Genomic DNA, 22810 nt, shown 5'->3' on the forward strand with positions numbered 1-22810 from the left:
GGCTAAAATTTCCGGCGCAGTATCTAGCCTGCGTCGGCACCTATTCCCGCAAGCGTGGTTTGCAGCATTTCCCGAACGGCAGCTACCGGATCGTTGAGCGGCTGGTCGTCGCGGTAAAATGGCACCGCCGTCCGGACACGCCGGTAAAGCGTATCGGTGCCGGGCGCACGGCCGCCTTCGTCTGGCTGCATGTCGTAAGCCTGCGCGGCGCTCATGATCTCGATTGCGAGAATGGTTTCCAGATTGCCGATAATCGAAAGCGTCTTATCGGCGGCGGCGGTGGCATGTGTCAGTATATCCTCCTGCAAGGCGGAGGTGATGCCGCCATCGAGGCTGGCGGGGGCGGCGAGGCGGCGGTTTTCCGCGGCAAGTGCTGCGGCCGTGTACTGGATGATCATGAAACCGGAACAGACACCATCGCTTTCCGCCAGAAAGGCGGGCAGCCCGCTGACAAGCGGGTTGACGAGCCGGTCGATACGCCGCTCGGAAATCGCCGCAAGTTCGGCCGCGGCCGTCGCCAGCCCATCCATGGCAAGCCCGAGCGCCGCACCGACGGCATGGGCCTGGGAATGGACCTCGGGCGCTTGCGGCGTGCCGCCGACGACCGGGTTGTCCGTAACACTCGCGAGCTCGCGGTCTACGACGTCCGCGATCTGCGCGACGCTGTCGCGAACGGCGCCGTGCACCTGCGGCACGGCGCGCAGGCTGAGCGGATCCTGCGTGCGCGATCCGGCCGACCGGGCAAGAAGCGGGCTTGCCGCCAGAAGCTGGCGCAGGTTTGCGCCGACGGTCTGGATGCCGGGTGAGCTGCGCAGTGCCAGCGGCCCTGCGGCGAAGGGATCGGCCTGCGCACCAAGGTTTTCATAGCTCATCGCCGCTGCCGCATCGGCCCAGTCAAGGAGCGAAGTCGTGCGGGCGAGCGCGAGGCTGGCGAGGCCGGTGGCGCAGGGTGTGCCGTTGACGAGGCTCAGCCCCTCCTTCGCCTGCAGAACCATGGGTTCGAGGCCGAGCTTTTCGAGACCCTGCCTGCCGCTGATGAGTTCGCCGCCGTGGCGGGCCTGGCCTTCGCCGATCAGCACCAGCCCTATCGCCGCGGCATGGGTGAGGTAACCCACCGAGCCCTTTGACGGAATAACGGGAAGAATATCGCCATTCAGCAGGGCGAGCAGTGCTTCGACCGTTTTGACCTGCACGCCGGAGTAGCCATGCGCGAAGTTGTTGATCTGGGCGGCCATGATGGCGCGGGTTTCTTCGCGCCCGAGCGGTTCTCCGACGCCGCAGGAGTGGCTGAGCAGGATGTTGCGGGAGAGGGCCTGCTGCTGTGGGATGTCGACGATCACATCGCAGAGCGCGCCCACACCCGTATTGATGCCGTAACCGCGCACCCGTTTTTCGACGAGTGCATCGACGATGGCGCGGGCTTCGGCAATGCGCCGCCACGCTTTGTCCGACAGGGAAAGCGTCGCGCCCTTTGCAACAGCGGCGATCTCTTGCCAGGTGAGGGCACGATCGATGGTGATCGTATCAGCCATGCTGGCCTTCTCCCGCACCCGTGCGGCGCTCCACGAAACGGGCGACATAGTCGTTTGCGGGGCTGTTGAGGATCTGGTCCGGCGTTCCCACCTGCACCAGCTTGCCGTCCTTCAGGATCGCGATCTGCGCGCCGATACGGAGCGCCTCGTCGAGATCGTGGGTGATGAAAACAATGGTCTTGTGCAGGTTCTTTTCGAGCTGCAGCAACTGGTCCTGCATATCAGCGCGGATCAGCGGATCGAGCGCCGAAAAGGCCTCGTCCATCAGGATGACGTCAGTATCGGCGGCCAGCGCGCGGGCGAGGCCGACACGCTGCTTCATACCGCCGGAAAGCTGGTGCGGAAACTTGTCCTCATAGCCAGAAAGGCCGACGGTCTCGATCCATTTCATGCCGATGGGCCGTGCATCGGCCTTGGTCAGCCCGCGCACACGCTGGCCATAAACGACGTTCTGCAACACGGTGCGGTGCGGCATCAGGCCGAAATTCTGGAACACCATGCTGACGCGCCGGTTGCGGAAGTCGCGCAGGTCCTTCGGTTTCAGCGCAAGAACATTGTCGTCGCCGACAAGAATCTCGCCGCTTGTCGGTTCGATAAGGCGGTTGATGTGGCGCACCAGCGTCGACTTACCGGAACCGGAGAGGCCCATGATCACGAAAATGCGGCCGCCCGCTATATCGAGGCTGACATTGTCGAGCCCGACGCTGCATCCCGTCTTTGCCAGGATGTCGCTCTTTTCCGCGCCCTGCTGCGCCATGGCGAGCGCAGCCTTCCAGTTGCCGCCGAAGATCTTGGACACGTTGCGGATATGGATATCAGTCATTGCCCATTTCCTTCCGGCTGGATCGGCCAAAACCCTGGGTGATACGATCGAGCACGATTGCGAGAATAACGATGCCGAGGCCCGCTTCGAGGCCCTTGCCGACATCGAGCGTCTGGATGCCGTTCAGCACCTGCTCACCAAGGCCGCGCGCGCCGATCATCGAGGCGACGACGACCATGGAGAGCGCCATCATGATCGTCTGGTTGAGGCCGGCCATGATCGTGGGTGTGGCGAGCGGCAATTCGACGCCGAAGAGGATTTGTCGCGGGCTGCCGCCAAATGCGGTTGCCGCCTCCACCACTTCGCGGTCCACCTGCCGAATGCCGAGATCGGTCAGGCGGATCAGCGGCGGCACGGCGTAAACGATGGTGGCAAGCACGGCCGGGACCTTGCCGAGGCCGAAAAGCATGATGGCGGGAATGAGATAGACGAAGCTCGGCATGGTCTGCATGACGTCGAGCACCGGCAGGGTGATGCGCCTTGCCCATTCGCTTTTGGCAAGCAGGATGCCCATGGGCACGCCGATGACGATTGAGATGAGGCTGGCAATCAGCATCAGCGCCAGCGTCTGCATCGTCAGGTCCCAGAGACCGAGTGCGCCGACGATGAAAAGCATCACCGCCACCATGAGGACGAGCGAAATCTTCTTCGCCGCGAACCAGGCGAGCACCAGGAAGACTAGAAAAATGACCCACCACGGCAGACCGCGCAGCACCCATTCCACGAAGAGGATCGCCTGCAGGATCGTCTGCGAGATCGCCTTGAAAACGGAGCCGTAATTCACCACCAGCGAACGCACGATCTCATTGATCGGGCCTCGGATGGAAATATGAAAAACTTCAGGAAACATTGGTGTCGTCCTCGCGCCTGCCGACCCCATGTCCGGGAGCCGGCCCCTGTCCTGACGGGAAAATGCGCGCCGGAAGCCCGGCGCGCCTGCGATGTTTACTTGACGGCGGCTTCGATACGCGCCTTGGCGTCCGCAGAAACCCAGCTGCCCCAGATATCGGCCTTGGTCTGAAGGAAGGTTTTGGCAGCGGCTGTCGCGTCGACCTGCTTGTCGGTCATATAGGCAAGGCTGGAGTTGATCTCCGCCAGCGGGAATGTTGCCTTTTCAAGGATCGCGATAATTTCCGGCGCTTCCTTCGCAAAGGTGCTGTTCACGCCATAGGCCACCTCAACGGAAGGGAAGGCGCAACCGGCGTCGCGCTTTCCATCGGCGCTCGTCAGTTCCTTCCAGCAGGCGTCGCTATAGGCCGGCTCCTGCAGCTGGACCAGCTTGTATTTGCCCATGATTGCCGTCGGGCTCCAGTAATAGAACAGCATCGGCTCGCCCTGGAGATAGGCGGCGGCAATTGCGGCGTCGAGAGCGGTGCCTGTGCCGGGGCGGAAGTTCACATAGTTTGCTTCCAGCTTGTAGGCCTGCAGCTTGGCGGTGTTGACGCCTTCGCAGGTCCAGCCCGAGGGGCAATTGAGGAAGCGGCCCTTGGTCGGCTCTTCCGGATCCTTGAACAGTTCGACGATCTTCGGGTCGGAAAGCTGGTCGACGCTCTTCAGGTCCGGCGCCTTGGCTTCGATGCCTTTTGCCGGGACGCCCTTGACCAGATATTCCGGCACGAACCAGCCTTCGGCGGCGCCGACGAAGGTCTTGCCGACCGATGTTACCTGACCGGCTTCCGCGGCCTTGTTCCAGACGTCGGAGCGACCGATCCATTCTTCAGCGAAGATCTGCACGTCGTTATTGGCGGTCGCCTGTTCCAGCGTCACGGAGTTGCCGGGAATGGAATCGACCTTGCAATCATAGCCCTTGGAGAGGATTTCCTTCATGACTTCGGTGATGAAAGCGCCGCTTTCCCAATCGATGCCGGCGAAGGTGATGGTCTTTCCAGCGGCGCAATAGCCTTCCGCTCTCGCGGACCCGGCATAGGCTCCCATGATGAGCGCGGTGGTGGCCAGCGCGATTTTCAGCTTTGAATTCAGCATTGCATTCCCCTTTTGGTTTGATGATTGGCAAGTTGCTGGCATGCGTTTTGTGGCTTCAGCCGGGCGTGCCCTGGGCAGATGTCCACCCCTCAGCCCGGCGGTCATTGGTGCATTTCATGTCCCGTCGAAATCGGCGGGCGGGCGCTCGTCGAATCAATATGGAATTCGATGTTCATCCTGGAGCGGCGTGTCGGAAGTTCACTATACAACTTTGAGAAATTCATATGCTTCCCGCGCATTGGCCATTCCGAGTCGAAGGCGTATGCGGTTGGCGGGTTCTGGCAAGGGCGGTCTTTCAGCGCATATTGCGCGACCGAGCCGTCGAGCATAGCTTCGGCATCGGTATGGCAGCTCCTGCCGTTGCGCTGGGCGGGCATTCGAATATCGCCCCGACTATCGGCGGGAGACTTGCGGCCGCTGGAGATCGAGTCTTCGCTTGCCATTATTTTCCCCTCAAGTTGTATATGTAACTTCACACATTTGCGAAAGACAAGCAAGGTGGGATGTGATAATTTTGTGCTTGCGCGGATTCTGGCTGCGTTTTGTGCAGTCGCCCGATTTTTAGGAGTTTCAATGCTGCCCGTCACCGAAAACGAGTTTCCTGTCTCGGGCGATCGCTCCTCCCTGCCGCTGTATGAGCGGGTGAAAGAACAGATCAAGGAAAAGATCGCCAGCGGTGAGTGGTTGACCAACCACAGGATACCCTCCGAAAACGAGATCGTCGACATGCTGGGTATCAGTCGCATGACGGCAAACCGCGCCCTGCGGGAGCTGGCAACCGAGGGTGTGATCGTTCGTGTGCAGGGGCGCGGGTCTTTTGTTGCCCCGAAAAAGCGAAGCGCCGGCATGATGGGCGTGCGCAACATCGCCGACGAGATCAAGGAGCGCGGTTCGACGCATCGGCCGAGCCTGATCCTTGCCCAGACGGAAGTTTGCGGTCCCGATCTCGCAACGGCGCTGGAGATCGCCGTGGGAGCGAAGGTTTTTCACTCCATCATCGTGCATCACGAAGACGATGTGCCGATCCAGCTCGAAGATCGCTTCGTTAATGCGGAGATCGCTCCGGATTATCTGATGCAGGATTTCAATACGCTCACCCCGAATGCCTATCTGACGGCGGCCGCACCGATTTCGCGGACCGAGCAATTCATCGAGGCGGCATCGCCCCAGCCCTGGGAATGCAAGCTGATGGCCATCAGCCGAAACGAGCCCTGCCTTCTCGTGCGCCGCAGAACCTGGTCGTCGAGCCGCGCCGTCACGTCCGTACGGCTGCTCTATCCGGGTTCCCGATATCGGCTTGAAAGTCAGGAATAGAGGCGGCCAGCCTCGGCTGCCCTGATCTTCCGGAACATTATCGCAGTATAAGGCGGCCACTTGCGCATCTAGCCCGGCTGATGACGCCCCGGTCAAATCTGCCCCATTTTCCCGCCTCCAATCGTTGCTTGCCAAGTGCAATCGGTTGCCCACAGCGCTCGACTTGTCTGCGACGACAATCCCCCAGAATTCCACTGCTCGCCCTTGCGGGATTACGGTACTTGACAGCCATATATTATGGCATACCATAAGCCATCATATTTACGGAGAGAGCGCTGATGTCCATCCAGATCCGCAAGACCCTGCTGCAGGTCGAAACGACGTTGATTGAGGGGGGCAAGGCTGCCGCAGCGCCGTTGAAGCTGTTCGCCGCCATTGCGGTCGTTAAAAATCCGTGGGCGGGCAAAGGTTTCGTCGCCGATCTGAAGCCGGAAATTCACGCAGGCGCGCCGGTGCTTGGCGAGCTGCTGACGAAGATGATCCTTGACGCTGTCGGTTCCGGTGAGGCGGTGGAGGCCTATGGCAAGGCGGCCGTCGTGGGGCTGGATGGTGAGATCGAACATGCTTCCGCGCTCATCCATACGCTGCGCTTCGGCAATCACTATCGTCAGGCGGTCGGCGCCAAATCCTATCTCGCCTTCTGCAACACGCGCGGTCCCGGCAATGCGCCGATCATGATCCCACTGATGGACAAGAATGATGAAGGCCGCCGTTCGCATTATCTGACGATCCAGACCGCCATTCCCGATGCTCCGGCTGCGGACGAGATCGTGGTCGCGCTCGGCGCTTCCGTTGGCGGCCGGCCGCACCACCGCATCGGCGACCGCTATCAGGATCTGAAGGATCTCGGTCAGGATGTCGCCAATCCGGCCGGCGTTTGAGGCGCACACCAATGCAAAGGGTCGCCGACACGTCACGGGTCAACGGTGCAAAGACAGGCGCCGCCACGCTCCCCCGGAAAACGACCGGAGGCGGGGCCGCCTATTTCGAAGCCGGCGCGGGCGAGAATCTGATCCTCATCCACGGTGTTGGAATGCGGCTCGAAGCCTGGACGCCGCAGATCGAGGTGTTTTCGAGGACGCACCGCGTCATCGCGGTCGACATGCCCGGCCACGGCGGCAGCGAACGTCTTGCGGCCGGCAGCACTCTTGAGGATTTCGTCGGCTGGTTCGGCCGGTTTCTCGACGACATGCGGATAGAGCGCGCCAATGTCGCCGGGCATTCCATGGGTGCGCTGATTTCCGGCGGGGCAGCCGCGACGCTTGGAGATCGCATAGCGCGTGTCGGGTATCTGAACGGTGTTTATCGCCGCGACCCCGTTGCGAAGGCGGCGGTGCTCGCTCGCGCGGCGGCGATCCGCACCACGGGCGTGGACAAGGAGGGCCCCTTGCTGCGCTGGTTTGGCGATGATCTGAAAAGCCAGCACGCGCGGGAATTGACGCGAGGCTGGCTGGAAATGGTCGATCCGGAAGCTTACGCGGTCGCCTATACCGCCTTTGCGGGCGGGGACGAGACCTATGCCGACCGCTGGCCCTCGGTCACCTGCCCGGCGCTTTTTCTGACCGGTTCGGACGATCCGAACTCCACGCCCCTGATGGCGGAACAGATGGCGGCGATCACGCCGCGCGGTTATGCCCGCATCGTCGAGGCGCACCGGCATATGGTCAATCTGACCGCACCCGAAACCGTCAATGCATTGATGGCCGAATGGCTGGCTTTAGAGGAGGAGCCGCAATGACCGTTGCAACCCTTGATCCGCGCGCCCTGCGCGACGCATTCGGCGCCTTCGTGACGGGGGTGACGATCGTTACCACCCGCGACGAAGCCGGAAAGCCGGTGGGTTTCACCGCAAATTCCTTCACCTCCGTCTCGCTCGATCCGCCGCTGCTGTTGATCTGCCTTGCCCGCACCTCGCGCAATTTCGCGACGATGACGGGTGCGAAAAATTTCGCCGTCAATATTCTGTCGGAAGGCCAGAAGGATCTGTCCAATACGTTCGCCCGGCCGGTGGAAGATCGTTTTGCCGCCGCCATCTGGTCGGATGCGCCGGCGGGCTCACCGGTCTTTGCCGATGTTGCGGCCTGGTTCGAATGTTCGATGCAGAAGGTTATCGAGGCCGGAGACCACGTCATTCTGCTCGGTCGTATCGACGCTTTCGAGAATAGCGGTCTGAACGGTCTCGGTTATGCGCGGGGCGGTTACTTCACGCCGACGCTGGCAGCGAAGGCGCTTTCGGCTGCGGCGGAGGGTGAGATCGTTGTCGGCGCGGTTCTTGAGCGTCGTGGCGAGATTTACCTGGTTGGTGAGGATGTGCTGTCGCTGCCCGGCTGCGTCGTGACGGGCGGCGATCCGGTCGCGGCGCTGACGGCGCGGCTGGAAGAGCTCACCGGACTGACGGTCAGAACGGGCTTTCTATACTCGGTTTATGAAAACAAGGCGGATGGGCGTCAGCACATCGTCTACCACGCGCTGGCAGATGGGGACGACGCGCCGCGCCAGGGCCGTTTTCTGTTGCCCGGCGCGCTGGCTTCGGCAAAGTTCGACTCCGGCGCGACGGCGGACATTGTCAACCGGTTCGCGCTGGAAAGTTCAATCGGCAATTTCGGTGTCTATGTCGGTAACGAGACTGCCGGCAGGGTCCATCCCATCTCGATGAAGGCGGCAAACCCATGAAATTCTCCCTCTTTGTCCATATGGAACGGCTGGACGCCTCGCAGGATCACAAGACGCTCTACGAGGAGTTCGTAACGCTTTGCGAAATCGCCGATCGCGGCGGCATGCATGCCATCTGGACCGGTGAACATCACGGCATGGATTTCACCATCGCCCCGAACCCCTTCGTGACGATCGCCGATCTGGCGCGGCGCACCAGGACGGCGCGTCTCGGCACGGGCACGGTGATCGCGCCCTTCTGGCATCCGATCAAGCTTGCCGGCGAAGCCGCGATGACCGACCTCATCTGCGATGGCCGTCTCGATATCGGCATTGCGCGCGGTGCTTACTCGTTTGAATATGAGCGATTGCTTCCGGGCCTCGATGCCTGGGGCGCCGGCCAGCGTATGCGCGAGCTGATCCCGGCCGTCAAAGGTGTGTGGGCGGGCGACTATGCCCATGACGGCGAGTTCTACAAATTTCCGGCCACCACCGCCGCTCCCAAGCCTTTGCAGCAGCCCTTCCCGCCGATCTGGGTAGCGGCGCGCGATCCGAATTCGCATGAATTCGCCGTCGCCAATGATTGCAACGTGCAGGTGACGCCACTCTGGCAGGGCGATGACGAGGTGGAAACCCTGATGGGCCGCTTCAACGATGCCTGCGCCAAGAACCCGGAAAAACAGCGGCCGAAAATCATGCTGCTTCGCCACACCTATGTCGGTTCCGATGACGCCGATATCGCCCAGGCGGCGCATGAGATGAGCGTCTATTACAATTATTTCTTCGCCTGGTTCAAAAACGAAAAACCGATCCATCAGGGGCTGATCGAGCGTATTGCACCTGAAGACATCGCCGCCAACGCGATGCTTTCCACCGATGTCATGCGAAAGAACAATGTCATCGGTAATGCCGATGAGGTGATTAGCCGGCTTAAAGCTTACGAGGCTATGGGCTATGACGAATATTCCTTCTGGATCGATACGGGCATGAGCTTCGAGCGCAAGAAGGCCTCGCTGGAGCGCTTCCTTTCCGATGTCATGCCGGCTTTCGGGGAGTAACGCGATGCGCAGTTTCCAGTGCTATATCGACGGACGTTTCGAAGATGGTGAGGGGCGTTTCGCAAGTCTCGATCCCGCAAGCGGCACTGCATGGGCCGAAATGCCGGAAAGCCGCGAGGCGGATGTCGGCCGTGCGGTCGAGGCCGCGCATCGGGCGCTTTACGAAGATGCAGGCTGGTCGAAACTGACGGCGACACAGCGTGGCAAGCTGCTCTACCGGCTCGCCGATCTGGTCACTGAGAATGCGAAGACGCTTGCCGAACTCGAAACCCGCGATACCGGCAAGATCATTCGGGAAACCTCCGCGCAGATTGCCTATGTCGCGGATTATTATCGTTATTATGCGGGTCTGGCCGACAAGATCGAGGGCGCCTATCTGCCGATCGACAAGCCGGATATGGATGTCTGGCTGCGGCGCGAACCCGTGGGCGTCGTGGCGGCCATCGTGCCGTGGAACAGCCAGCTGTTTCTCGCCGCCGTCAAGATCGGTCCCGCACTCGCCGCCGGGTGCACCATTGTCGTCAAGGCCTCGGAAGATGGGCCTGCACCTCTTCTGGAATTCGCCCGGCTGGTGCATGAGGCCGGTTTTCCCGCCGGCGTCGTCAATATCGTCTCCGGCTTCGGCGCATCCTGCGGTACGGCGCTCACCACCCATCCGAAGGTGGCTCATATCGCCTTTACCGGCGGTCCGGACACGGCGCGTCATATCGTGCGTAATTCGGCGGAAAATCTCGCTTCCACCTCGCTGGAACTCGGCGGCAAATCGCCGATCCTCGTTTTTGCCGATGCCGATCTCGAAAGTGCCGCCAATGCGCAGGTGGCGGGAATTTTCGCCGCGACCGGCCAGAGCTGCGTCGCCGGCTCGCGGCTGATCATCGAAAGAAGCGTCAAGGATCGGTTCCTCGATATTCTGAAGGCGAAAGCTGAGGCGATCCGCATCGGCTCGCCGCTGGATATGGCGACGGAAGTAGGCCCGCTGGCGACGGAGCGCCAGAGGAAGCACATTGTTTCTCTGGTTTCCGCCTCCGTGGACGCGGGCGCCAAGGTTGTCACAGGCGGTGCGCCTGTAGACGGCGACGGCTATTTCTATCGGCCAACCATTCTCGATTGCGACGGCATTCGTTCCCCATCGATGGAGAAAGAGTTCTTTGGCCCCGTCCTCTCGGTCGTTTCCTTTGAAACCGAAGCGGAAGCCATCGCGCTGGCCAATGACACGGTCTATGGGCTTGCCTCCGGTGTCTTCACACAGAACCTGACGCGCGCCCATCGTCTGATGAAGGCGATCCGTGCCGGCATCGTCTGGGTGAATACCTATCGGGCGGTCTCGCCGATTGCGCCTTTCGGCGGATTCGGCCTGTCGGGCGACGGTCGCGAAGGCGGGCTTGCGGCGGCGCTCGATTACACGCGCACCAAGACCATATGGTTGCGCACCTCCGATGACCCGATCCCCGATCCCTTCGTGATGCGGTGAGCCCATGTTTTACGAAATCCGCACCTACCGGCTGAAGAACGGCGCCATCCCCGCCTACCTGAAGGTGGTCGAGGACGAGGGCATCGAAATCCAGAAGAGCCATCTCGGCGAACTGGTGGGTTACTTCTTTTCCGAGATCGGCCCGATCAATGAGATCGTCCATATCTGGGCCTTTTCGAGCCTGGATGACCGCGAGGAACGGCGCGCACGGCTGATGGCCGATCCCCGCTGGTTGTCCTTCCTTCCGAAAATCCGCGACCTCATCGAAGTCGCCGAAAACAAGATCATGAAACCGGCGCGGTTTTCACCGCTCGGGTGAAATGCGCCGGTCGCGACGTGCATACCAACAAGAAGCTCTAAAACGGAGTAAGGGAACATGAAATTGAAACTGGTATTGACGACATGCGCCGCTCTTTTTGCCCTTGGTGCATCTGCTGAGGCGAATGATCTGGTTTTCTCCAGCTGGGGAGGAACCACGCAGGACGCCCAGAAGGCGGCCTGGGCTGAAAAATTCATGGTGTCGACCGGCATTAACGTGGTGCAGGACGGTCCGACAGACTACGGCAAATTGAAAGCCATGGTCGAGGCGAACGGCGTGACCTGGGATGTGGTCGATGTCGAGGGCGATTATGCCGCGCAGGCCGGCCCGAAAGGCCTGTTGGAGAAGCTCGATTTTGCCGTCATCGACAAGACCAAGCTCGATCCGCGCTTCGTGACGGACTACTCCGTCGGCAGCTTTTATTATTCCTTCGTCATCGGCTGCAATGTCGATGCCGTGGCCGCCTGCCCGAAGAGCTGGGCGGATCTGTTCGACACCGCGAAATTTCCGGGAAAACGAACCTTCTACAAATGGTCTGCTCCGGGCGTGATCGAAGCCGCCCTTCTGGCCGATGGTGTGGCCGCCGACAAGCTTTATCCGCTCGATCTCGACCGCGCTTTCAAGAAGCTCGATACGATCAAATCCGATATCATCTGGTGGTCCGGCGGTGCGCAGTCGCAGCAATTGATTGCATCTGCGGAAGCGCCCTTCGGCAGCGTCTGGAACGGCCGCATGACGGCGCTTGAAAAAAGCGGCGTGAAGGTGGAAACCTCCTGGGAGCAGAACATCACCGCGGCGGATTCCCTCGTCGTTCCCAAGGGAACGAAAAACAGGGATGCGGCGATGAAGTTCATCGCGCTCGCCACCTCTGCGCAGGCGCAGGCGGATATGGCGACCGCGACGGGTTATGCGCCGGTCAATATCGAATCCGCCAAGCTGATGGATCCGGAAACCGCCAAGACCCTGCCGGACCAGCAGACGGCAAGCCAGGTCAATGCCGATATGAACTACTGGGCGCAGCATCGCGACGAGATCGGCGAGCGCTGGTACGCCTGGCAGGCGAAGTAAGATACGGCGCGGGCCGCGACAGGCGCCCGCGCGATTTTCCACGTCCGGGAGGTTTGGCATGGTCTCGCTTACCGATGAAACAGTCAGCCCGAAAGCGAAGGTGCGGATGCCTTTCCGGCCCGGCAACTTTACGGCTACCCTGCCGGCGCTTGTCCTGCTTGTCCTGTTCTTCGTCGTTCCGGTTCTGATCCTGCTGTCGCGCAGCGTCACCGAACCCGTCCTCGGATTCGGCAACTATGCCGCCCTGCTTGGCAGCTCCACCTATCTGAAGATCTTCTTCAATACCTTCGCGGTGTCGGCGCTGGTAACGGTCGTGTCGCTGGCGATCGGCTTTCCCGTGGCCTGGGCGCTCGCCATCATGCCGGCGCGGCTCGCTTCCATCGTCTTTGCCATATTGCTCCTGTCGATGTGGACCAATCTTCTGGCGCGCACCTATGCGTGGATGGTGCTGTTGCAGCGCACAGGCGTGGTGAACAAGACGCTGATGGGGCTGGGCATCATCGATCAGCCTCTGGCGCTGGTCAACAACCTCACCGGGGTTACGATAGGCATGACCTATATCATGCTGCCCTTCATCATCATTCCGCTCTATGGCGTTATCCGCAAGATCGATCCGGCCATTCTTCAGGCGGCGGCCTTGTGCGGGGCGACACGCTTTCAGGCGCTGACCCGCATCCTCATTCCGCTGGCAGCGCCCGGCATGATTTCCGGCGCGCTGATGGTCTTCGTCATGTCGCTTGGGTATTTCGTCACCCCGGCGCTCCTCGGCGGCACGGCGAACATGATGCTGGCCGAACTCATCGCGCAATTCGTCCAGTCGCTCGTCAACTGGGGCATGGGCGGGGCGGCCGCACTGGTGCTGTTGGTGGCGACGCTGACGCTTTACGCCATCCAGCTCAAATTTTTCGGCGCGGCCGGGGCAGGGGGGCGCTGACATGCTTTTGAACTATAACAGCCTCGGCCTCTGGAAATGGCTGCTCCTCCTGATCACGGTGCTGACGACGGCATTTCTCATCCTGCCCATCGTTTTCATCGCAGCGCTGTCTTTCGGCTCGTCGCAATGGCTGATCTTTCCGCCGCCCGGCTGGACATTGAAATGGTATGCGGATTTCTTCGCCGATCCGCGATGGCTGGAGGCCGCCTGGACGAGCCTGCGCATCGCCCTCATGGTCACGGTGCTGTCCGTGCTGATCGGTCTTGTCGCTTCCTTCGGGCTGGTGCGCGGCCGTTTCATTGGGCGTAACACGCTTCGCGCGCTGTTCATGACGCCGATGATCCTGCCCGTCGTGGTGCTGGCGGTGGCGCTTTACGCCTTTTTCCTGAAACTTGGCCTTGCCGGCACGACCGCCGGTTTCGTTATTGCCCATCTCGTCGTGGCGCTGCCTTTTTCCATTCTGGCGTTGACCGGCGCGCTCGAGGGTTTCGACAAATCGATTGAGGATGCGGCGGTGCTGTGCGGCGCAAGCCCGTTGCAGGCGAAAATCCGCATCACGCTTCCCGCCATCAGCCACGGCCTGTTTTCGGCGGCGATCTTCTCCTTCCTAACCTCGTGGGATGAGGTGGTGCTGGCGATCTTCATGGCAAGCCCGACATTGCAGACGCTGCCGGTGAAGATTTGGGCAACGCTGCGTCAGGATTTGACGCCGGTGATCGCGGCCGCCTCCACGCTTCTCATCGCGGTGACCATCATTCTCATGCTGCTTGTCGCGGCTGTGCGAAAAGGACTGAAAACATGACCAAACCGCTCCTGCAGATTCGCGGCATCCGCAAGCAATACGGACCGGTCGTCGCCGTTCAGGACGTCAATCTCGACGTGCAGCCGGGCGAGTTCATGACATTTCTCGGGCCGTCCGGTTCGGGCAAGAGCACGACGCTTTATATCCTTGCCGGTTTCGAGCAGCCGACATCGGGCGATATTCTGCTGAACGGCGAAAGCCTGCTGTCGACGCCGTCGCACAAGCGCAATATCGGCATGGTCTTCCAGCGCTACACCCTGTTTCCGCATCTGTCGGTTGGCGAGAACATCGCCTTTCCGCTGAAGGTCCGCCGTAAGAGCAAGGCGGAAATCGATGCGAAGGTGAAGGAAATGCTGCGGCTTGTCCGTCTCGAAGGTTTCGAAGACAGAAAACCGGGGCAAATGTCGGGCGGCCAGCAGCAACGTGTGGCGTTGGCGAGGGCGCTTGCCTATGACCCACCGGTGCTCTTGATGGATGAGCCGTTGTCGGCGCTCGACAAGAAGCTGCGCGAAGAAATCCAGTTCGAAATCCGCCGTATTCACCAGCAGACGGAAGTGACGATCCTCTACGTTACCCATGATCAGGAAGAGGCCTTGCGTCTTTCCGATCGGATCGCCGTGTTTTCCAAGGGGGTAATCGACCAGATCGGCACGGGACCGGAGCTTTACGCCCACCCGGCGACCCGTTTCGTGGCTGAATTCATCGGCGACAGCGACTTCATCGCCTGCGATCTCCTCGCCGCTTCGGGCGGCAGGGCGACGGTGTCGCTCGGTCGGGATATCGTTTTCGATCACATTCCGGTGCATGGCGAAGCCGCGCCGGGAAAGAAAGCGGCGCTGATGCTGCGCCCGGAGCGGCTGCAGCTCAGCCGTAACCGGCCGGTCGCCGCTGCCGGTTTCCAGGCCACGGTCAGCGACATCACTTTCCTCGGCAACAATGTCCATGTGGTGGCCCATACCGGCTCGGGTGAGCCGCTTGCGGTTCGCCTGCCTTTCGGCCATGAGGCGATTTCTGGCCTCAGCCGTGGCGACCTCGTGCATCTCGCCTTCGATCCGGCCTCGGCGCAGGTCTTCTGTTGAGGGATGGGCCATGAATCTGAATGATCCCACACTCTTCGGCGAGAAAGTGCCGGTGGCTGGCCGCTGGGTTGGTTGCGATGGCCGTGAAACGGCGGCAATCCTCAATCCCGCGACCGGTGAGATCGTTGGGCGGGTTCCAGAACTCGGTGCGAAGGAAACGAGAGAAGCAATCGCTTCCGCCGTGATCGCCCAGAAGGAATGGGCCCGCCGCACCGCCGGCGAGCGTGCGAATATCCTGAAGGAATGGTTCCGGCTCGTCATGGAAAACCGTGACGATCTCGGCATGATGCTGACGCTGGAACAGGGTAAGCCGCTCGCGGAAGCCAAAGGTGAGATCGCCTATGGCGCAAGCTTCATCGAATGGTTTGCCGAGGAGGCGCGGCGAATCCATGGCGAGACAGTGCCCGGCCACCAGCCGGATAAACGCATTCTGGTTCTTCGCCAGCCCGTGGGCGTCGTTGCGGCCATCACGCCATGGAATTTCCCCAATGCCATGATCACTCGCAAGGTCGGCCCGGCGCTGGCCGCCGGCTGTGCAGTGGTGCTGAAACCGGCGCCGCAAACACCGTTTTCTGCCATTGCCCTTGCCATCCTTGCAGAGCGCGCCGGCCTGCCGCTTGCGCTTTTCAGCATTTTGACGGGGCCAGCCGCAGAGATAGGCGGGGAGATGACGGCAAGCCCGGATATCCGCCTTCTGACCTTTACCGGCTCGACGCGTACGGGCGAACATCTTTACCGGCAATGTGCGCCGACGATCAAGAAACTGGGGCTGGAACTCGGCGGCAATGCACCCTTCATCGTCTTCGATGACGCCGATCTCGATGCCGCTGTCGAGGGCGCGATCCTCGCCAAATTCCGCAACAATGGTCAGACCTGCGTTTGCGCCAACCGTTTTTATGTGCAGAGCGGCGTCTATGATGCTTTCGCTGAAAAATTCGCAGGGGCCGTCGCGCAATTGAAGGTCGGTAACGGGTTGGAGGAGGCAAGCATTCTTGGGCCTCTCATCGACGCAAACGCCGTTGCCAAAGTGGAGGCCCATATTGCCGATGCGCTTTCGAAAGGCGCCGAGATCGCCACGGGCGGCAGAAGACACGCGTTGGGCGGCAATTTCTTCGAGCCGACGATCCTGCGCAATGTCGATGCCGGCATGCAGGTGGCGCGTGAGGAAACCTTCGGGCCGCTTGCGCCGCTCTTCCGCTTCGAGGACGAGGCGGATGTGATTGCGCAGGCGAACAATACCGATTTCGGCCTCGCATCCTATTTTTATGCGCGCGATCTGTCGCGGGTCTTCCGGGTTGCGGAGGCGTTGGAATATGGCATGGTCGGCGTCAATACGGGGGCTATTTCCACCGCCGAGGCGCCTTTCGGTGGTGTCAAGATGTCTGGTCTCGGCCGGGAAGGGTCACGTCACGGCATCGAGGAATATACCGAGCTCAAATATGTCTGCATCGGTGGCGTCGGCTGAGGCCGGGCCGCGAAAAATAATGCCTATGCCAGCAGCCCACGCATGATCAGATCGAGATGAATTTTCAGGACAGCCTGTCTGTCCAGAATGCGCCGGTCGTTGAAAATCAGCCGAAACACCAATGTTCCGACCATGGGTGACATCACCACTTTGGCGAGTTCGGGAGGATTGGCCCTGAACCTTTTTTTCGCCACGCCCTCCTCGAGGACCGTATCGATGCGCGTAAAGACCGGTGCCATCAACGTGTCATGGTGCTGGTCGATGAGATCGGGAAATTTTGCGCCTTCCGCAAGGATCAGGCGGAACAGTTCCCGCATCTTCTTGTTGTCGACGAGGGAATCGAACAGGAATTCCAGCAGCAGGCGAAGCTCCTCGACCGGGTCGTCGGATGTATGCGTATAGGCATTGAACGCCTCCTGGAATGGCAGGGAGGCGTGCTTGACCATCGCTTCGAAGAGCGCCTCCTTGGTTTCGAAATAGACGTAGACCGTCCCTTTCGTCACCCCCACCCGTTCCGCGATGTCTTCCACCCGCGTCGCGGTAAATCCCCTTTTGGTGAATTCCTCGAATGCGGCATCGAGAATTTGCAACGGACGTTGTATCTTCTGTTCTGCACGTGTCAGTTTTGTTTTCGCCATGGCCCCGGATCCTTCTTTATTTTCGACGCGTGCCCTTCTGTCCGTCGCGATTGGCGGAAATGAGAGATGGGTTTGCCTATAGCACCGGCGCAAAAACCGGAACGATTTTTGTGAAGGCGCGCGCATGCTTCACTATGCCGGAACATTGCCAATGCGCCCGCAGGTATGAGCCGGACGACGAGAATGATCATTCGGGAACCCGTGCCGATACTCCGGACAGCTCCCCGATCAGCGGCATAAGAATTTCATTGACTATTCAGTCAGTCAAATATTATAGGATGAGGCGAAGATCAAGAGGTCACCATGAGAACCATTCTTATCGCGGCGGCGCTTGGCGGTATTTTCGCCCTGTCGTCCTGCAGCAATGAAGAGCCCCCCGCCGAAAAGCCCCTCCGCACCGTCGATGTGGTCGCGGCTGAAAAAAAGCCCGTTGATCGCGGCAGCGTCATCACGGGCGAAGTAAAGGCGCGGGTCCAGACGGACCTGTCCTTCCGGGTCAGCGGCAAGATCACCGAGCGGCTGGTGGATGTGGGCGCGCGGGTGAAGACCGGGCAATTGCTTGCCCGCATGGATCCCGAAGAGCAGAAGGCCGATCTCGATGTCGCCCTGGCCAACCTGCAATCAGCGGAAGCGCAGCAGACGCAGGCGCAATTGACGTTCGACCGTCAGCAAAGTCTTTTCAAGACGCAGGTGACCTCGCGTTCGGCGGTAGACAAGGCTCAGGAAACCCTTCTCACGACGCAAGGGGCGGTGAGATCGGCGCAGGCGCAGCTCGATACGGCGCGCGATGCCCTGTCCTATACCGAACTCAGGGCGGATGCGGATGGCGTTATCACCGCGCGCAATGTCGAAGTCGGCCAGGTGGCGCAGGCCGCCCAGCTCGTCTTCACGCTGGCGCATGACGGGCCGCGCGATGCGGTTTTCGATGTTTATGAATCCCTGTTCCTCGAGCGTGATATCGACAATCTTGTCAATGTCAACCTCCTGTCGGACCCCGCCCGCAGCGTTGTGGCGCCGGTGCGGGAGATTTCTCCGACGATCGACCCGGACAATGGAACGATCAGGGTCAAGGTCGGCCTGAACGGCGATATGACCATGCCGCTCGGTGCGCCCGTATCCGGCCATTTCCGCTTCAAACAGGTCGATGCGATTGAGCTTCCGTGGTCGGCGATGACGTCGCAGGATGGCTTACCCGCCGTCTGGGTAGTCGATCCGCAATCTTCGGAAATCGCCATGCGGCGTGTTGAGGTCGCTGACTACGAGACGGGTCAATTCGTCATCACGCAGGGGCTTAATCCCGGCGATCTCGTCGTCACCGTCGGCACCAAATTTCTCCGCGCCGGTGAAAAGGTCGCCTATGAAAAGGGGCAGGCACAATAATGTCCAGTATATACAAAAGCTTGTTTTTGGTGGCTGTGGCGATTGCGGTTTCCTCCTGCGAGGACAAGCAGGAAGCCGCCGCCGAGGCGCCGCGCCCGGTGCTTTCCGTCGTCGTGGAACAGAAGCCGGCAGATGCCCTGCGTCTGACCGGCACGGTGGAATCGCGCATTCAGACCGATCTCGGCTTTCGCGTGCTCGGGCGCATTATCGCCCGCAATGTCGATGTGGCCGATCTGGTGAAGAAGGGCGACGTGGTTGCGTCAATCGATCCGCTCGCGCTCGAGCTTGCGGTGAAGAGCGCGCAATCCGACCTCTCCAATGCGGAAGCGCAGCTGGCCAATGCAGTGACGACCGAGCAGCGCCAGCGCGTGTTGGCGGAAGCCCGCAGCGGCACGGAAGCGGCACTGGAAGAGGCCGAGCAGGCCACCCGCACCGCCAATGCGTCCGTCGCCAAGGCCCGCGCCAATCTGGACAAGGCCGAGGAGCAGCTGGGTTATGCGCAGCTGCATGCGGAATTTGACGGTGTGGTGACGGCAACTTCGGGCGAAATCGGTCAGGTCGTCTCGGCCGGGCAAACGGTCGTGACGATTGCCCGCCCGGAAGTGCGCGATGTGGTGGTCGATGTTCCGCAATTTGCGGCGCAGCGTCTGGAGATCGGCTCCGCCTTCGAGATCGCCCTTCAGCTCGACCCGAAAATTCGCACCACCGGTGTGGTGCGCGAGATTGCTCCGGAAGCCGAAACGGCGACGCGCACGCGCCGCACGAAGATCAGCCTGCAGGATGCGCCGCCGGCATTCCGGCTCGGTTCCGTCGTCACGGCCTCGGTGCTTGCCGCATCCGAACCGCAGATCATGCTTCCGTCATCTGCCCTGCTGAAAACCGACAATGGATGGGGTGTCTGGATCGTCAATGCCGATACGGCAACGGTAACGCTCCGCCCGGTCACGATAGAGGGTGAGCCAGCCGAAGGCGGCAGCGTGCGCATCACCGGCGGCGTCAAGCCCGGCGAACGTGTTGCCAGCGCCGGCGTTCACAAGCTCAAGGATGGACAGGCCATCAGGATCGATCAGGAGGTCCGTCAGTGAAGAAATTCAATCTCTCCGACTGGGCGCTCGAACACCGTTCGCTCGTCTGGTACTTCATGCTGGTTTTCGTTCTTGCCGGCGTTTTCTCCTATCTCAACCTCGGTCGCGAGGAAGATCCGAACTTCACCATCAAGACCATGGTGATCAGCGCGCAATGGCCCGGCGCTTCCGCCGAAGAAGTGGCGCGGCAGGTGACCGACAGGATCGAGAAGAAACTCGAGGAACTCGACAATCTCGATCATCTGCGCAGCCAGACGGTGGCCGGCCGCACGACGATCTTTGTGGAGCTGGTGCCGGAAACCAAGGCGCGCAACGTGGAGCCGACCTGGGTGCGGGTGCGCAACATGATCGGCGACATCAAGGGCGATTTCCCCTCGGGCGTTGTCGGTCCCTTCTTCAACGACCGCTTCGGCGATGTTTATGGCAATATCTACGCCTTCACCAGCGACGGTCTCAGCCAGCGGCAATTGCGCGATCTGGTGGAGGATGCGCGTGCGAAGGTGCTGACCGTCGACAATATCGGCAAGGTCGATGTCATCGGCGCACAGGACGAGACGATCTATCTGGAGTTCTCCACGCGGCAGATCGCGGCGCTCGGCATCGACCAGCAATCGATCATCAAGACGCTGCAAGCCCAGAACGCCGTCACGCAATCCGGCTTCGTCAATGCCGGGCCTGAGCGCGTGGCGCTGCGCGTCAGCGGCCAGTTCACCTCGGAAGACAGCCTGCGGTCCATCAATCTGCGGGTCAACAACCGGTTCTTCCCTCTGACGGAAGTGGCGACGATCCGGCGCGGTTATGTCGATCCGCCGTCCTCGCTGTTCCGCTTTAACGGCCAGCCGGCCATCGGCCTTGCGATCGGCATGAAAACCGGCGCGAACCTGCTGCACTTCGGCGAGGCGCTGGATGCGCAGATGAAGCGGGTGGTTGCGGATCTGCCTGTTGGTGTCGATGTGCATCGCGTGTCCGATCAGCCGGCCGTGGTCGATGAGGCAGTCTCGGGCTTCACCTCGGCGCTGTTCGAGGCCATCGCCATCGTTCTCGTCATCAGCTTCATCAGCCTTGGCCTCAGGGCCGGCATGGTGGTTGCGGTTTCCATTCCGCTCGTGCTGGCGATCACCTTCGTCTACATGGAATATACCGGCATTTCTCTGCAGCGTATCTCTCTGGGCGCCCTCATCATCGCGCTCGGGCTTCTCGTCGACGATGCGATGATCGCCGTTGAGATGATGGTCGCGCGGCTTGAAGTGGGAGACGATCTCAGGAAAGCGGCGACCTATGTTTACACCTCGACCGCTTTCCCGATGCTGACCGGTACGCTGGTCACGGTTGCCGGCTTCATTCCGGTCGGTCTCAACAACAGCGCGGCGGGTGAATTCACCTTCACGCTTTTTGTGGTGATCGCCGTTTCGCTGATCGTGTCATGGATCGTCGCGGTCCTGTTCACGCCGTTGCTCGGCGTGACGATCCTGCCGAAGACGATGAAATCGCATCATGAGAAAAAGGGCCGTTTTGCCTCCGCCTTTTCGTGGCTTCTCGGCCGGGCGCTGCGCTGGCGCTGGGTGACGATCATCCTTACCATCGCGCTGTTCGGCCTTTCCGTCGGCGGCATGGGCCTTGTGCAGCAGCAGTTCTTCCCGTCATCCGACCGCGTGGAGCTGATCGTTGACTGGAACCTGCCGCAGAACAGTTCGATTGCCGAGACCAACCGGCAGATGGCGCAGTTCGAGCAGGAAATGCTCTCCAAGAATCCGGACATCGACCATTGGACAACCTATGTTGGCGAAGGCGCGCCGCGTTTCATCCTGTCCTTCGACGTGCAGACGCCGGATGTCACCTTCGGCCAGACGGTCATCGTCACCAAGGGGCTGGATGTGCGTGACAAGGTGCGCGCCGAGTTGCAGGACTATCTGAACAAGACTTTTATCGGCACCGACGCCTTCGTGAAACTGCTCGATATCGGTCCTCCGGTCGGAAAGCCGGTACAATATCGCCTCAGCGGTCCGGATATCCAGAAGGTGCGCGAGCTCGGGCAGCAATTGTCGGGCATCGTCGGCGAACACCGGCTGCTTTCCAACATGGTCATGGACTGGAACGAGCCGACGCGCGTGGTGAAAGTGGATGTTCTGCAGGACAAGGCCCGGCAACTCGGCGTCTCGTCGGAAGACATCGCTAATGCCATGAACAGCATTGTCGAAGGCTCCACCGTCACGCAAGTGAGGGACGATATCTACCTCGTTAACGTGGTGGCGCGGGCGCAGCTTTCGGAGCGCGGCTCCATCGAGACCTTGCAGAACCTGCAATTGCCGGCAACCAACGGCAAGGCCGTGCCGCTCTCGGCAATCGCCAATTTCCGTTATGAGCTGGAGCAGCCGACCATCTGGCGTCGCGACCGGATCCCCACTGTCACCGTCAAGGCTGCCATTATCGGTCCAACGCAGCCAGCAACGATTGTGGAGCAGCTGAAGCCGAACATCGAGGCGTTCCAGAAAACGCTTCCCGTCGGCTATACGCTGGAGACGGGCGGCTCGGTGGAATCCAGCGCGGATTCGCAAGCGCCGATCGTCGCTGTCGTGCCCATGATGCTGTTTGCAATGGCGACCATCCTGATGATCCAGTTGCAGAGCTTCAGCCGGCTGTTCCTGGTCTTTGCCGTGGCGCCGACAGCCCTGATCGGCGTTGTGGTGGCGCTGCTCTTCTCCAATGCACCGATGGGTTTCGTCGCCATTCTCGGCGTGCTAGCGCTGATCGGTATCCTGATCCGCAACTCGGTCATCCTCGTCGTGCAGATCGAGCATCTGAGAAGCGAAGGGGTCTCGGCATGGCGTGCCGTCATCGAGGCGACCGAGCACCGCATGCGGCCGATCATGCTGACGGCGGCGGCGGCCACACTTGCCCTCATCCCCATCTCCCGGGAAATCTTCTGGGGGCCGATGGCCTATGCGATGATGGGCGGCATTGTGGTGGGTACGGCGCTTACCCTGCTCTTCCTGCCGGCGCTCTATGTCGCGTGGTTCCGCATCCCGCGTGAGGATGACAAGCCGGAGGCAGCGGAAATAAAGGCGTAATATCTGACGCGGAGCGAGGGTGCGGCGATACTGCACCCTCGCTCCAACAAAAATATCCGCCGTCGTTGTTCCGGCGGGCAGGATAATGTTAGGAAGGTCGGCTTGGCCGCGAGAGCGGCGGCCGTCCTTTACGTTTGGG

Annotated in this window: 21 protein-coding genes; 15 read left to right on the forward strand and 6 right to left on the reverse strand. The window is 60.9% G+C overall.

The features are described from left to right. Nucleotides 1-23 precede the first annotated feature (23 nt). The 5 genes from ACQZ40_RS06575 to ACQZ40_RS06595 all read right to left on the reverse strand — a co-directional run bounded on the left by ACQZ40_RS06575 (nucleotide 24) and on the right by ACQZ40_RS06595 (nucleotide 4781). Nucleotides 24-1532, reverse strand: a complete 1509-nt coding sequence (locus ACQZ40_RS06575) for an HAL/PAL/TAL family ammonia-lyase (protein ID WP_448747616.1) — start codon at nucleotides 1530-1532, stop codon at nucleotides 24-26. Next, on the reverse strand, nucleotides 1525-2355 hold the full coding sequence (locus ACQZ40_RS06580; RefSeq protein ID WP_003519594.1) for a quaternary amine ABC transporter ATP-binding protein: 831 nt from the start codon (nucleotides 2353-2355) through the stop codon (nucleotides 1525-1527). Before ACQZ40_RS06580 ends, ACQZ40_RS06575 begins: the two co-directional genes overlap by 8 nt. Next, nucleotides 2348-3205: an ABC transporter permease gene (locus tag ACQZ40_RS06585; RefSeq protein ID WP_137453595.1), complete on the reverse strand. Its 858-nt coding sequence runs from the start codon at nucleotides 3203-3205 to the stop codon at nucleotides 2348-2350. The genes ACQZ40_RS06580 and ACQZ40_RS06585 overlap by 8 nt, the downstream gene beginning before the upstream one ends. A 95-nt stretch (nucleotides 3206-3300) precedes the next feature. Continuing rightward, nucleotides 3301-4338 carry an ABC transporter substrate-binding protein gene (locus ACQZ40_RS06590; protein ID WP_448747617.1) on the reverse strand — a complete coding sequence of 346 codons (1038 nt, stop codon included), beginning with the start codon at nucleotides 4336-4338 and terminating at the stop codon, nucleotides 3301-3303. Nucleotides 4339-4439: 101 nt separating this feature from the next. Further along, nucleotides 4440-4781, reverse strand: a complete 342-nt coding sequence (locus ACQZ40_RS06595; protein ID WP_065656554.1) for a hypothetical protein — start codon at nucleotides 4779-4781, stop codon at nucleotides 4440-4442. A gap of 130 nt (nucleotides 4782-4911) precedes the next feature. On the opposite strand from ACQZ40_RS06595, the gene hutC reads away from it, so the two are divergent. From hutC to ACQZ40_RS06655, 12 genes are all read left to right on the forward strand, one after another. Further along, the gene (hutC, locus tag ACQZ40_RS06600) at nucleotides 4912-5652 is read left to right on the forward strand and encodes a histidine utilization repressor (protein WP_065656553.1); all 741 of its coding nucleotides are present in this window, start codon (nucleotides 4912-4914) and stop codon (nucleotides 5650-5652) included. A 278-nt stretch (nucleotides 5653-5930) separates the two neighbouring features. Further along, on the forward strand, nucleotides 5931-6533 hold the full coding sequence (locus ACQZ40_RS06605; RefSeq protein ID WP_003519589.1) for an amino acid synthesis family protein: 603 nt from the start codon (nucleotides 5931-5933) through the stop codon (nucleotides 6531-6533). 11 nt (nucleotides 6534-6544) lie between these two features. Then, the gene (locus ACQZ40_RS06610; RefSeq protein WP_080857505.1) at nucleotides 6545-7390 is read left to right on the forward strand and encodes an alpha/beta fold hydrolase; all 846 of its coding nucleotides are present in this window, start codon (nucleotides 6545-6547) and stop codon (nucleotides 7388-7390) included. Beyond that, entirely contained in the window at nucleotides 7387-8325 is a 939-nt protein-coding gene (locus ACQZ40_RS06615; protein WP_448747618.1) for a flavin reductase family protein, read from the forward strand. Before ACQZ40_RS06610 ends, ACQZ40_RS06615 begins: the two co-directional genes overlap by 4 nt. Beyond that, nucleotides 8322-9362, forward strand: a complete 1041-nt coding sequence (locus tag ACQZ40_RS06620; protein WP_448747619.1) for an LLM class flavin-dependent oxidoreductase — start codon at nucleotides 8322-8324, stop codon at nucleotides 9360-9362. Before ACQZ40_RS06615 ends, ACQZ40_RS06620 begins: the two co-directional genes overlap by 4 nt. 4 nt (nucleotides 9363-9366) lie before the next feature. Continuing rightward, the gene (locus ACQZ40_RS06625) at nucleotides 9367-10833 is read left to right on the forward strand and encodes an aldehyde dehydrogenase (protein ID WP_448747620.1); all 1467 of its coding nucleotides are present in this window, start codon (nucleotides 9367-9369) and stop codon (nucleotides 10831-10833) included. A 4-nt stretch (nucleotides 10834-10837) separates the two neighbouring features. Then, nucleotides 10838-11152, forward strand: coding sequence for an NIPSNAP family protein (locus ACQZ40_RS06630; protein WP_125144982.1), 315 nt, complete (start codon nucleotides 10838-10840; stop codon nucleotides 11150-11152). Between the two features lie 57 nt (nucleotides 11153-11209). After that, on the forward strand, nucleotides 11210-12220 hold the full coding sequence (locus tag ACQZ40_RS06635) for an ABC transporter substrate-binding protein (protein ID WP_149743308.1): 1011 nt from the start codon (nucleotides 11210-11212) through the stop codon (nucleotides 12218-12220). Nucleotides 12221-12326: 106 nt separating this feature from the next. Continuing rightward, nucleotides 12327-13154, forward strand: a complete 828-nt coding sequence (locus tag ACQZ40_RS06640) for an ABC transporter permease (RefSeq protein WP_420868461.1) — start codon at nucleotides 12327-12329, stop codon at nucleotides 13152-13154. A gap of 1 nt (nucleotide 13155) precedes the next feature. Further along, complete coding sequence (locus tag ACQZ40_RS06645; RefSeq protein ID WP_080857499.1) at nucleotides 13156-13956, forward strand: ABC transporter permease; 801 nt, start codon at nucleotides 13156-13158, stop codon at nucleotides 13954-13956. Next, the gene (locus ACQZ40_RS06650; protein ID WP_065656543.1) at nucleotides 13953-15035 is read left to right on the forward strand and encodes an ABC transporter ATP-binding protein; all 1083 of its coding nucleotides are present in this window, start codon (nucleotides 13953-13955) and stop codon (nucleotides 15033-15035) included. The genes ACQZ40_RS06645 and ACQZ40_RS06650 overlap by 4 nt, the downstream gene beginning before the upstream one ends. Before the next feature lie 10 nt (nucleotides 15036-15045). Then, nucleotides 15046-16500, forward strand: coding sequence for an NAD-dependent succinate-semialdehyde dehydrogenase (locus ACQZ40_RS06655; protein WP_448747621.1), 1455 nt, complete (start codon nucleotides 15046-15048; stop codon nucleotides 16498-16500). Nucleotides 16501-16523: 23 nt separating this feature from the next. On the opposite strand, the gene ACQZ40_RS06660 is transcribed toward ACQZ40_RS06655, so the two are convergent. Continuing rightward, nucleotides 16524-17138 (reverse strand): TetR/AcrR family transcriptional regulator, encoded by a 615-nt coding sequence (locus ACQZ40_RS06660; RefSeq protein ID WP_065656541.1) that lies wholly within the window; start codon nucleotides 17136-17138, stop codon nucleotides 16524-16526. Nucleotides 17139-17441: 303 nt separating this feature from the next. On the opposite strand from ACQZ40_RS06660, the gene ACQZ40_RS06665 reads away from it, so the two are divergent. Genes ACQZ40_RS06665 through ACQZ40_RS06675 form a run of 3 tightly spaced genes read left to right on the forward strand, consistent with a single transcriptional unit; the run spans nucleotide 17442 to nucleotide 22671 of the window. Next, nucleotides 17442-18518, forward strand: coding sequence for an efflux RND transporter periplasmic adaptor subunit (locus ACQZ40_RS06665; RefSeq protein ID WP_448747622.1), 1077 nt, complete (start codon nucleotides 17442-17444; stop codon nucleotides 18516-18518). Next, the gene (locus ACQZ40_RS06670) at nucleotides 18518-19603 is read left to right on the forward strand and encodes an efflux RND transporter periplasmic adaptor subunit (protein WP_174037026.1); all 1086 of its coding nucleotides are present in this window, start codon (nucleotides 18518-18520) and stop codon (nucleotides 19601-19603) included. Before ACQZ40_RS06665 ends, ACQZ40_RS06670 begins: the two co-directional genes overlap by 1 nt. Then, nucleotides 19600-22671: an efflux RND transporter permease subunit gene (locus ACQZ40_RS06675; protein WP_174000313.1), complete on the forward strand. Its 3072-nt coding sequence runs from the start codon at nucleotides 19600-19602 to the stop codon at nucleotides 22669-22671. Before ACQZ40_RS06670 ends, ACQZ40_RS06675 begins: the two co-directional genes overlap by 4 nt. Nucleotides 22672-22810 lie beyond the last annotated feature (139 nt).

The organism is Agrobacterium sp. 16-172Ci, from assembly GCF_053522725.1.

Coding starts and splice junctions, on each gene's coding strand:
- ACQZ40_RS06580 (WP_003519594.1), bottom strand. CDS start 2,355: ATGACTGATATCCATATCCGCAACGTGTCCAAGATCTTCGGCGGCAAC.
- ACQZ40_RS06640 (WP_420868461.1), top strand. CDS start 12,327: ATGCCTTTCCGGCCCGGCAACTTTACGGCTACCCTGCCGGCGCTTGTC.
- ACQZ40_RS06635 (WP_149743308.1), top strand. CDS start 11,210: ATGAAATTGAAACTGGTATTGACGACATGCGCCGCTCTTTTTGCCCTT.
- ACQZ40_RS06620 (WP_448747619.1), top strand. CDS start 8,322: ATGAAATTCTCCCTCTTTGTCCATATGGAACGGCTGGACGCCTCGCAG.
- hutC (WP_065656553.1), top strand. CDS start 4,912: ATGCTGCCCGTCACCGAAAACGAGTTTCCTGTCTCGGGCGATCGCTCC.
- ACQZ40_RS06585 (WP_137453595.1), bottom strand. CDS start 3,205: ATGTTTCCTGAAGTTTTTCATATTTCCATCCGAGGCCCGATCAATGAG.
- ACQZ40_RS06670 (WP_174037026.1), top strand. CDS start 18,518: ATGTCCAGTATATACAAAAGCTTGTTTTTGGTGGCTGTGGCGATTGCG.
- ACQZ40_RS06590 (WP_448747617.1), bottom strand. CDS start 4,338: ATGCTGAATTCAAAGCTGAAAATCGCGCTGGCCACCACCGCGCTCATC.
- ACQZ40_RS06660 (WP_065656541.1), bottom strand. CDS start 17,138: ATGGCGAAAACAAAACTGACACGTGCAGAACAGAAGATACAACGTCCG.
- ACQZ40_RS06605 (WP_003519589.1), top strand. CDS start 5,931: ATGTCCATCCAGATCCGCAAGACCCTGCTGCAGGTCGAAACGACGTTG.
- ACQZ40_RS06625 (WP_448747620.1), top strand. CDS start 9,367: ATGCGCAGTTTCCAGTGCTATATCGACGGACGTTTCGAAGATGGTGAG.
- ACQZ40_RS06650 (WP_065656543.1), top strand. CDS start 13,953: ATGACCAAACCGCTCCTGCAGATTCGCGGCATCCGCAAGCAATACGGA.
- ACQZ40_RS06665 (WP_448747622.1), top strand. CDS start 17,442: ATGAGAACCATTCTTATCGCGGCGGCGCTTGGCGGTATTTTCGCCCTG.
- ACQZ40_RS06645 (WP_080857499.1), top strand. CDS start 13,156: ATGCTTTTGAACTATAACAGCCTCGGCCTCTGGAAATGGCTGCTCCTC.
- ACQZ40_RS06610 (WP_080857505.1), top strand. CDS start 6,545: ATGCAAAGGGTCGCCGACACGTCACGGGTCAACGGTGCAAAGACAGGC.
- ACQZ40_RS06630 (WP_125144982.1), top strand. CDS start 10,838: ATGTTTTACGAAATCCGCACCTACCGGCTGAAGAACGGCGCCATCCCC.
- ACQZ40_RS06655 (WP_448747621.1), top strand. CDS start 15,046: ATGAATCTGAATGATCCCACACTCTTCGGCGAGAAAGTGCCGGTGGCT.
- ACQZ40_RS06575 (WP_448747616.1), bottom strand. CDS start 1,532: ATGGCTGATACGATCACCATCGATCGTGCCCTCACCTGGCAAGAGATC.
- ACQZ40_RS06595 (WP_065656554.1), bottom strand. CDS start 4,781: ATGGCAAGCGAAGACTCGATCTCCAGCGGCCGCAAGTCTCCCGCCGAT.
- ACQZ40_RS06615 (WP_448747618.1), top strand. CDS start 7,387: ATGACCGTTGCAACCCTTGATCCGCGCGCCCTGCGCGACGCATTCGGC.